Raw genomic sequence first — 9833 nt, 5'->3', positions numbered from 1 at the left:
ACATCGACGAAGATACCCGTATCAGTCTATCTTCAATGATAACAGCTTTAGATGAATATGATATCGTAGAACCAGAAGATGTTGCAAAATTACCTGCAGTGTCGGAAAATGACATAACATCAGTGGATGACGAAGAATCTGAAAACCAACAGGAAAGTGATGAGGAGTTTGATATATATAATGAGGATGAGCGTGAAGATTCTGATTCTCAATCAAACGAATACATTGGGAGTCGGCTTTTACACCTGCAAAGGGGTAAACATAATAAATCATATGCAAATTACTTATACAGAAGAGCAAAAAGTAACTTTTTTATATCGAAAAAGGAACATGCGATGGGGGTAGTATTCATGCATATTGGGGCTATCAAAAATTTACCTGCATTAAGGAATCGGTTGTCCAAGACTAATTATGAAATGGATCCATTTATCGTTATTTCGTTTGGTAGAAGAGTATTCAAGACATCTTGGAGAAAACATACTTTAAACCCAGAATTTAATGAATATGCCGCTTTCGAAGTTTTTCCCCATGAAACGAATTTTGCTTTCAGTATCAAAGTTGTTGATAAAGACTCATTTTCATTCAATGATGACGTTGCAAAATGCGAACTGGCTTGGTTTGATATGCTGCAACAGCAACAACATGAAAACGAATGGATACCTTATGAGATACCATTGGATCTCACTGTTGAGCCAGCACATGCTCCTAAGCAACCGGTATTATATTCGAGCTTCAAATATGTTTCATATCCGTTCTTAAAAAAGAGCTTTTGGAAAGAAGCTTCCATGCTCTTCAAGGAGTAAAGAAGGCCATTGTCCATATTTATAATTCTACCTCCGTATTGCAAAGAGATGTGGTTTTCGGAAAGTCCAGAGAGGAGATTACCGCCATTGCCCTTTCTGCTGTGGAGATGGTGAAGCGGCATGAAAAGGATTTTTCCGGAGAGCTTCGTCTGGAATATTCTCCGGAAAGCTTTACCGGAACGGAGATGGATTATGCTTTGGAAATCTGTAATGCGGTGATTTCCGCATGGGGAACCAAGGCGGGACGGGAGATTATCATTAACCTGCCTAATACTGTAGAGATGCATAGCCCCAATGTCTATGCGGATCAGATTGAGTTTATGTCCAAGAATATGAAGGAAAGAGAGCATGTGATTCTTTCCGTTCATCCCCATAATGATAGAGGAGAGGGGATTGCCTCCGCAGAGCTGGCCCTTCTTGCCGGAGCACAAAGAGTCGAAGGAACCCTTTTCGGAAATGGAGAAAGAACCGGAAATGTCGACATTTTAACCCTGGCTTATAATCTTTTCTCCCATGGTATTGACCCTAAGCTGAATCTGGAAAATGTTCGGGAAATTCAGGAGGTTTATGAGCGTTGCACCAAGATGAGTGTGCCGGATCGTCATCCCTATGCGGGAAAGCTGGTATTTACCGCCTTTTCCGGCTCCCATCAGGATGCCATCAATAAGGGTGTATTGGCTATGCGGGAACGAAAGAACCCCTTCTGGGAGGTGCCTTATCTTCCCATTGACCCTGCAGATATCGGAAGACAGTATGAGCCTGTGGTTAGAATCAATTCCCAGTCCGGTAAGGGCGGAGTTGCCTTTATTCTGGACTTTGATTACGGCTATAAGCTGCCCAAGGCAATGCAGAGAGAATTTGCGGATTATATTCAGAAGATTTCCGAGCAGGAGGGCGAGGTAAATCCGAAGAGAATTTTAGAGGTATTCCGGGAGGAATATGTGGAAGCCAAGGCTCCGTTATTCTTCAAGAATCTTCGTACCACCGATGTGGAAGGAGAGGGAGATTCCTACATCAGCTTTATTAACCTGACCTTTGAAAATCGCGGTGTACTGCGAGAGGTTTCCGGTCAAGGATCCGGTCCTATCGAGGCGGTCATCAGTGCCTTGAATAAGGAATTCAAGCTGGCTTTAAAGGTTGTGGATTATACAGAACACGCTCTTAGTGCAGGTTCCTCTGCAAAAGCGGTATCCTATATTCAACTTGTGGAGGAGAATAGCGGGAAGTCCGGCTTCGGTGTGGGAGTTTCCTCCAACATTACCCGTTCCTCCGTTAGAGCAATTTTCAGTGCCATGAATCGTCTGCTTTTCCCGGAAGAGGCTGAGGCGGAAGGAAAGCGTAGAGTAGCGGAAGAAAGAAGCTATTAAAGCAAGACTAAGTAGAATACAGCTTAAAGCGAAACTAAGTAGAATACAGAAGGGAGAAAAGTATGCACATCGTTTACGGAGTCAATGAGGCCTTTATGCCGATTCTTGCGGTGTCACTGTCCTCTCTTCTTTTGCATGCGGAGGGAGAAGCTCTTCATTTTCATATCCTATCCTTGGGGATAGAAGAGGAAAGTAAGGAAAAACTTCGGCAATATGTGGAGACGGAAGGACAGAAAATTAGCTTTTATGATTTGGAAGAGAAATTATCCGAATGGAAGGAAAAGCTTCCCGGCCTTTTCACCGGAAAATTTTCCAAGGCTACCCTACTTCGACTCTTTATCCCTTCCACACTTCCGGAAACGATTACCAAGGCTTTATACTTGGATGCGGATACAGTGGTGCTCCAATCCATTTTGCCCCTTTATCATTTAAAGCTTGGAGATAAGCTTTTGGGCATGGCTCCGGAGCCCAGTATTTATAAAAAGCATAAGGAATTTTTATCCTTAGCGGAGGAAAGCCCCTACTATAATGCGGGAGTGATGCTTATGAATCTTTCATTGCTTCGGGAGGAAGGGATGGAAGAAAAATGTCTTCGCTATTATCAAATGAAGGAAGGTCAGCTTCCTTTTAATGACCAGGACATTTTGAATATGGTGTGTAAGGGACGGATTCGCTCCTTGCCCCAACGTTTTAACTTCTTTTCCAACTATGCTTATGCAAGGTATGGTGCCTTGTGTCGTTTTTCTCCCTGGTATCAGGGGCTGGAAAGCAAAAAGAGCTATTCTCAGGCAAAGGCCCATCCGGTGATTGTCCATTTTGCCGGAGACGAAAGACCTTGGAGAGAAGGTAATCACAATTATTATCGCAGAGCCTTTGACTATTATGCGGAAGAAAGTCCCCTACCATTAGAAAAAGAAAAGGGAAAGCAGGGCTATTTATTTTGCTACCACGTCCTAAATCTCCTGACTTTTGTATTCCCTAAGCTTCGGGAGAAGGTGGGAGAGTTTTATTATCGTTCTATGGGGAAGGAAAACTAATGTCCTGTGCTATAGTGATTTTAAATTATAATGATTTGGAAAATACCCTTCGGCTATATCAAGAGCTGAAGGATTTTTCCGTGTTAACGAGAATTTATATCGTGGATAATGCCTCCACGGATGGTAGCAGGCAGACTTTAGAGAAGATTCAAGACCATAAGTGTAAACTGATTTTTGCCAAGGAAAATAAGGGCTATGGGGCAGGCAACAATCTGGGATTTCGGGCCGCCTTTTCGGAAGGGATGGACTACTGCTTTTTAGCCAATCCCGACACCTGCTTTCAGGAAGCTTACTTTGAAAATGTTCTGTCTGTTTTTGCAAAGGAGAAGCAGGTGGGATTGGTCTCCGGCAGAATGAAGGACCCTTACGGAAAACAGGCTACAGCTTGGCCTTTACAGAGCTTTTCTAAAAACCTTCTGAGCATGGGACCCTTTAGCAAGAGAATTTTTTCTTCCCTACTCTTTTATCCTAAAGCCTATTTGGAACAAAAGCCCTATGTGAAGGTGGATGTGCTGCATGGCTCCTCCCTTTGTATTTCTAAAGAGGCATTCCAAAAGACCGGGGGCTATGACGAGGAGTTCTTCCTTTATGAGGAGGAAAAGGTAATTGGTCAAAAGCTGAGAAGGGCAGGCTACAAATCCTATCTTTGTACGATTTGTTCTTACCTTCATGAGGACAGCGGTAGCACCAAGAAATCCTTGAAATCCTTGGTGCAAAGACAAAAGCTTCGGCAGCAGTCCGAGGCACTTTATGCCCGAAAATATCTTCATGCCAATTTCCTGCAAATGCTTATATTCAAGGCTGTGCAGGCTGTCATATTGGGAGAAACTCTTTTTTATTCTCTTTTGTTTTCTAAATAAGCCGAAATCAAGAATGTTAAAGTCCTATTTTATGGGTGGAATTTGTGTAGAAAAAAACTTATGCGGAGCCGGAATTCCTTAGTCAAAGAGAGGAATTCCTTAGTCAAAGAGAGGAATTGCTGAAATGCATTGTGTTATTTTATGTACTTATAATGGAGAGAAATATCTGGAAAAGCAGATTAAATCCATTATGGAGCAGGATAGGGAGGATTTTTGCCTCCTTTATTCTGATGACGGCTCCACCGATAGTACAAAAGCAATTCTGCAAAGCTTGCAGGAAAAGTATGGAAGGAGGATGAGGGCTTTCCCGAGACCTATGCATAGTGGAAGTCCGGCAAAGCATTTTCTCTCTATTCTTTCCGCCTTGGCTAAGGGGGAGGTGGAGACAGAAAATTTAGAATATATTTTCCTTGCGGATCAGGATGATGAATGGTTTCCGGACAAGCTCTCCAAGACGATTTCCGTCATAAAGGAGGAAGAAAGAAAGTTTGGGGAAAGCCTTCCTATCCTTTGTCACACAGACTGCTCTTTGGTGAACTCAAGAGGGGAGCTTCTTGCCAAGTCCTATAGAAGGTATCAGAAATTACCGGGCTCCTCCTACCGTTTTTCTCGTCTGCTTTTGCAAAACCATGTGACAGGAGCCTCTGTGGGAATCAACAAAGCTATGCTGCAATATTGCAAGGAAATTCCTGCGGAAGTAAAGATGCATGACCATTGGCTGGCCTTGTTGGCAAACTGCTTTGGGGAAATTCAATATTTGCCCTATGCCAGCTATGCCTACCGGCAGCATGGAGAAAATGTCTTAGGGGCGAAAAAAGCAAGTGTGTTGAAGGAATGTGAAGAAAGGCTGGCCGCTTCCAAAGAAAAGGATAAGGAAGATACCATTCATTCTTCTTACCGGGCATTGTTTGCCCAGGGAAGGGAATTGAAGCGCTTATTCGGAGACCGGCTTCCGGAAATCAAAAGGAAGGTTTTAGAGGCGTTCTTATCCTTAGAGGGGAAAAGTCGACTGGGGAAAATTACCACCATGGCACTTTTCGGCATTTACCCCTGTCCGCTATATAGAGGAATTGGGGCAATGTTGTTTTTGGATAGCTAAGAGCTTAGAGCCGTATGAAACAATAGGATTTATGATTGCATAAATCAGTAAATCAGTTGATCTTTAAATCAGCAAATCGGTTAATTGTTAAATTAGTAAATTGGTAAATCAGGAAACAGAGAAATCAATAAATTAAATGGCTTAGATTATGAAAGAAAGGAGGAGGAATGGAGAAAAAACCGTTAATTTCTGTATGTATCGTGACTTACAGACATAAGGACTATATCGGAAAGTGTTTAGACAGTATTCTTTCTCAAAAAGGGAAATTTTCTTTGGAAATCCTTCTTCATGATGATGCCTCCACAGACGGAAGTCAGGAGATTATCCGTTCTTATCAGGAGAAATATCCGGAGATACTTTTTCCTATCTTACAGACAGAAAATCAGTATTCCCGGGGAAAAAGAAATATTACCGGAATTTTTAATTTCCCCAGAGCCAGAGGGGAATTTGTTACCGTGATTGACGGGGATGATTTTTACCTTCGAGAAGATAAACTGGAAAAGCAGATGGAAGCCTTGCAAAGAGAAGAAGAGGCTGTTCTTTGCTTCCATCCGGCAAAGGTTTTGCTCTCCGATGGTAGTGAAGGCCCTAAGGACTTACTTCGTCCCTATCAGGAGGGGAAAATTCTGGAGGGCAAAGAACTTATCAATCATCCTAAGGGGATTGCCTTTTCCTCTATGTTTTTTAGAAGATGTTTAATTGAAAAGCTTCCGGACTTTTACTATGCCTGTCCGGTGGGGGACAGACCCATAGAATTGATGGCTGCATTGGCAGGGAAGGCCGTATACTTGCCGGAGGAATACACTGCCTATCGCTTTCATTTGCAAAGCTCCTGGACGGAAAGGGAAAAAGGACGGCAGCAGCAGGAAAAATATCTTTCGGAAATGAAGCATTGCTATAAGCTTTTCTTAGAGGAGTCCCGGGGAAAATATCGCTTGGAAGTAGAAGAGGCTGTCAAGAGACTCAGCTTTTCTATAGCATTAAATCTAAGGGATTTTTCTGAAATATATCGGAAGGACTATCGAGCCTATTTACAAGAAATGCCTTTTCCGGAGAGAGCTCTGCTTCGATTGGAACAGTTTTGTCCTAAGCTTTATCATTTTCTACAGAAAAGCTTCGGTATGGAGCGGAAGCGTTAAAAAGGAGAGTCTGTTCGGAATAGCGTGGAAGCATTAAAAAGAAGAATTCGTTTCGCATAGAGCGGAAGCGTTAAAAAGAAGAATCCGTTCAGCATGGAGCGGGAGTGGTATAGAGTAGAATTGCCTTGTATGTATAATGGGGGAAATAAGCAAGAACTTAAAGGAGGGCAACTATGGGAGAAATCACGCAAAACAAAGAGGGGTGGAAGGGGAAGATCCTTTCCGGCCTTTTTTGGCGTTTCTTGGAGCAGATTTCTTACCAGGGTATACAACTGATTTTTTCCCTGTTTCTCCTTCGGATTTTGGATACGGAAGAAGTAGGGGCGGTAAGTGTTATCAGTATCTTTATTACCATTGCCAATACCTTTATTCAATCCGGTTTTTCTCAGGCGCTGATGCAGAAAAAAGAAATCAAAGAGGAAGATTATTCCTCGGTGTTTTATCTGACCTTGGCCTTATCCGGAGGAATCTATCTTTTGTTCTATGGCATCAGCCCCTTTGTGGCGGAGTTTTATCATCTCCCGGTTTTAGAGTCCCTTTTACGGCAAATGAGTATTTTGCTCTTCCCCGGTGCAGTCATTTCCATCCAAATGGCTTATGCAGGAAGGGCTTTGCAATTTCGACCGATTTTTTTAGCCAGCTTTTTTTCCTCCCTCTTTTCCGGAGTGCTGGCAGTGTTTTTAGCTTATCGGGGCTATGGCTCCTTTGCTATGGCTTATCAGCAGATTTCCTACTACTTTTTTACCATGCTGATATTATTCTTATGCCTTCCTTGGAGACCGAAGCTTTTATTTAAGCTTTCCTCCCTCTCTGCCCTTTTTCATTTTGGCTGGAAAATCCTTTTTTCCGGACTCTTGGATCAGATTTGGCAAAATATCTATGGCCTAGTCATTGGAAAACGCTACAAGGTAGAGGAGCTGGCTCTGTACAATCGAGGAGAAATGTTTCCAAAGCTCCTGTCCTCTACCCTTTCCACCATGATTTCAGGAGTAATGTTTCCCGCTTTTTCCAAGATGCAGGAGGAAAAGGATGCCTTACAGGAAATGGCCAGGAAAACCATTCGTTTTTCCGCCTTCCTCTTGTTTCCCATACTCTTTGGCCTGATGGCAGTGGCAAAGCCCTTTATTATCTTACTGCTCACAAAGAAATGGATAGGCATGCTTCCATATCTTCGCTTTCTTTCCGTGACTTATCTATTCCTGCCCCTTCACATGTGTAATCTCCAGCTCATGAACAGTCAGGGACGCTCGGATTTATTTTTGAAGCTGGAGATCATCAAGAAGATTTTAGGCATAGGCATTCTCCTCCTCACCTTCCCCTTTGGGATCTTCGTCATGCTCTTTGGGAAAAATGTAGGAGAAGTCCTCTGCCTGTATTTAAACGCCAAACCTAATGAAAAGCTGATACAATATGGCTTCCTCTCTCAAGTAAAAGACTGCCTGGCTTCCTTTACCGCATCTTTCCTAATGGGGGGAATCGTTTACCTTGTGCAAGGATTCTTAGAAAAAAGAGGAATGACAGAACTATGGCAACTCATAGTCCTCATCCCCCTGGGAGCAATCTGCTACACTGTAGTTTCTTTTATAGTAAACAGGAATGATATAAAGACACTGTGCTCTTTCATACATGTAAGAAATAAATTTAAATAATGCTTGATTAAAGTATTTGAATTGGGAGAATTTATGAAGGCAATTAATATTTTTGAATATACGAGGATTCAAAGTGATTTATCGATTGAATTTGAAAATATTTTATCTCAATCTAAAAAGAAAATAAAAACTAAAAAATATGAATGTGTATTTAACTGATATCTATAGATTCCCTTTTTTACTCCGCTAACATTATTGGCATAAATATAAACCTGAACAGGATATAAGCCGCCACCGGAAGCATAATATCGGCTGGTTGCAACGATTCCGTTGTAATTAGCAGTTCTATTTGATTGACCAAAACTATACTTACACAATGTTGAGAAGTCTTTTAGGCTCATCTGGTAAGGAGAAAATGTTCGAATGCTTTGACGATATTCCAAGCAATCTTCTAGAGATTTTTTTATCTTTTTAAACTTTTTTGGCAGAAACAAAGTGCTGTTATCCACAATTTCTTCATATTTCTTGAATTTATTTTTATTGGCTGCAATATTTAATTCATTGAACATACCGATACTCTTTGTGTCATTAAGCCGTATATATCCAAGATTCAATAGATAGTCCATCTGGCTGGACTTTACATTGCCAACAAGTATTTGGCTAAATACATCGGCATTTCTTCCATTATTTATATTGGAATTATCCATCTGCACTTTTAAATGCTGATTGAAAAACCCCTTCTCAGTAAATTTTGTTTCCATCGTATCTTTCCTTAGGCTTATTTTTCAGTAATTTCCGGTTTATTCTTGTTTTTTATAAAAATAGTTGTTTCAACCGCTATCATCGTGATGGTTGAGCAGATTATACCGACAAGAGACATGTTCTGGTTAAATGCCGTTCCCTGTCCTTTCCCACCTTGCATAACTATCTCATATATTGGTAGGCCAAAGATATTCACGGTGTATTCATTAAAATTATCCTTATAGAAAGTCGAGTAGCCTAAAGAGATTAAAATGTAACACAAAATTACCGAGAATACCATTCCTGCAACTAATTCTAAGATGATACGTAGCCCTTGCTTATTTTTCATTATTTTTTCCTCCACTGTAAATAACTCTTTTATTTTCTCTAATGATACAGATGCCCAAAACTATAGTGCTTATTACCAAGTACACTGCAGATATTAGTAAAAAATCCTTGTCCCAGAATTTCTCCATAGTCCAAATGTCAAAGAAGTCATTCATTGCATACTTTATTGGCAAATATGAAGATATATTTCGGAATAACTGTGGCATTTGATCGATAGATATGAACACGCCACAGAACATATATAAAACAAACATTACGACTAGCCCTAGAGTCATTAAAATCTGCGGATTTTTAAATACATAGGCAAATATGCCACCAATAATCATAGCTATAACAATAGCTATGAAATATTGTATAATAAAAGAAAGAAAATGACCTATGGACGGAAATTTTAGTCTCCAAAACAAAAAGGCAACTAAAATATTAATAGCCATGCTTATCATTGCCAGTATGAAATGAGCCAGTACATCACCTACGAACATTTTACTTGTATTTACTCCAAAAAAATTCAAGCGTTCTATGCTTTTATTTTCAAAGGAATTGCCTATCCACATTGGGAAAGAAATTAAAGAGAGAGGAAGGATTCCCATTCCAATAGCGATCAAAAAATACTTATCAATCAAATAATAGCCATTCCCGATTGAAATGTTACCATATGAAAACATAATTATAATCATCATTAATATTGGATAGGCTATAGAAAAAAATATAGAAAGCGGAATGCGAAACATTATTTTTAAATCAATAAACAAGTATGTCCTCATCATATCAAGCCTCCTTCTTTTCTATGAAATTTTTCATCGCCAGCATATACAAATTATATATGCTGTTAGGATTAATCTGAAACCGA

9 protein-coding genes and 1 pseudogene are annotated in these 9833 nt (G+C 40.6%); 7 read left to right on the top strand and 3 right to left on the bottom strand.

Annotation, left to right across the window (positions count from 1 at the left end; all coding sequences use genetic code 11):
* Positions 1-35: 35 nt before the first annotated feature.
* From RDQ32_RS10045 to RDQ32_RS10015, 7 genes and pseudogenes are all read left to right on the top strand, one after another.
* Positions 36-803 carry a hypothetical protein gene (locus RDQ32_RS10045; protein ID WP_308580338.1) on the top strand — a complete coding sequence of 256 codons (768 nt, stop codon included), beginning with the start codon at positions 36-38 and terminating at the stop codon, positions 801-803.
* A pseudogene (locus RDQ32_RS10040) lies at positions 758-2170 on the top strand (2-isopropylmalate synthase); the annotation flags it as partial. The gene RDQ32_RS10045 and the pseudogene RDQ32_RS10040, both read left to right, overlap by 46 nt.
* 62 nt (positions 2171-2232) lie before the next feature.
* Entirely contained in the window at positions 2233-3207 is a 975-nt protein-coding gene (locus RDQ32_RS10035) for a glycosyltransferase family 8 protein (RefSeq protein WP_308580337.1), read from the top strand.
* Positions 3207-4067 (top strand): glycosyltransferase family 2 protein, encoded by an 861-nt coding sequence (locus RDQ32_RS10030; protein ID WP_308580336.1) that lies wholly within the window; start codon positions 3207-3209, stop codon positions 4065-4067. The genes RDQ32_RS10035 and RDQ32_RS10030 overlap by 1 nt, the downstream gene beginning before the upstream one ends.
* Positions 4068-4191: 124 nt before the next feature.
* A complete protein-coding gene (locus RDQ32_RS10025; protein ID WP_308580335.1) occupies positions 4192-5166 on the top strand; it encodes a glycosyltransferase family 2 protein in 975 nt (324 codons plus the stop codon).
* A gap of 167 nt (positions 5167-5333) precedes the next feature.
* Positions 5334-6305 (top strand): glycosyltransferase, encoded by a 972-nt coding sequence (locus RDQ32_RS10020; RefSeq protein ID WP_308580334.1) that lies wholly within the window; start codon positions 5334-5336, stop codon positions 6303-6305.
* A gap of 173 nt (positions 6306-6478) precedes the next feature.
* The gene (locus RDQ32_RS10015) at positions 6479-7954 is read left to right on the top strand and encodes a lipopolysaccharide biosynthesis protein (protein WP_308580333.1); all 1476 of its coding nucleotides are present in this window, start codon (positions 6479-6481) and stop codon (positions 7952-7954) included.
* A 107-nt stretch (positions 7955-8061) separates the two neighbouring features.
* Here the strand turns inward: RDQ32_RS10015 and RDQ32_RS10010 are convergent, their stop codons facing one another.
* From RDQ32_RS10010 to RDQ32_RS10000, 3 genes are read right to left on the bottom strand one after another with little or no spacing between them, the layout of a single operon-like run.
* The gene (locus tag RDQ32_RS10010) at positions 8062-8655 is read right to left on the bottom strand and encodes a hypothetical protein (RefSeq protein WP_308580332.1); all 594 of its coding nucleotides are present in this window, start codon (positions 8653-8655) and stop codon (positions 8062-8064) included.
* Positions 8656-8672: 17 nt separating this feature from the next.
* Complete coding sequence (locus RDQ32_RS10005; RefSeq protein ID WP_183681786.1) at positions 8673-8984, bottom strand: DUF5963 family protein; 312 nt, start codon at positions 8982-8984, stop codon at positions 8673-8675.
* Entirely contained in the window at positions 8974-9750 is a 777-nt protein-coding gene (locus RDQ32_RS10000; protein ID WP_183681789.1) for an ABC transporter permease, read from the bottom strand. The genes RDQ32_RS10005 and RDQ32_RS10000 overlap by 11 nt, the downstream gene beginning before the upstream one ends.
* Positions 9751-9833 lie beyond the last annotated feature (83 nt).

The organism is uncultured Oribacterium sp. (assembly GCF_902481605.1).
Lineage (GTDB): Bacteria > Bacillota > Clostridia > Lachnospirales > Lachnospiraceae > Oribacterium > Oribacterium sinus.
This window is presented reverse-complemented; position numbering and strand designations above follow the sequence as displayed.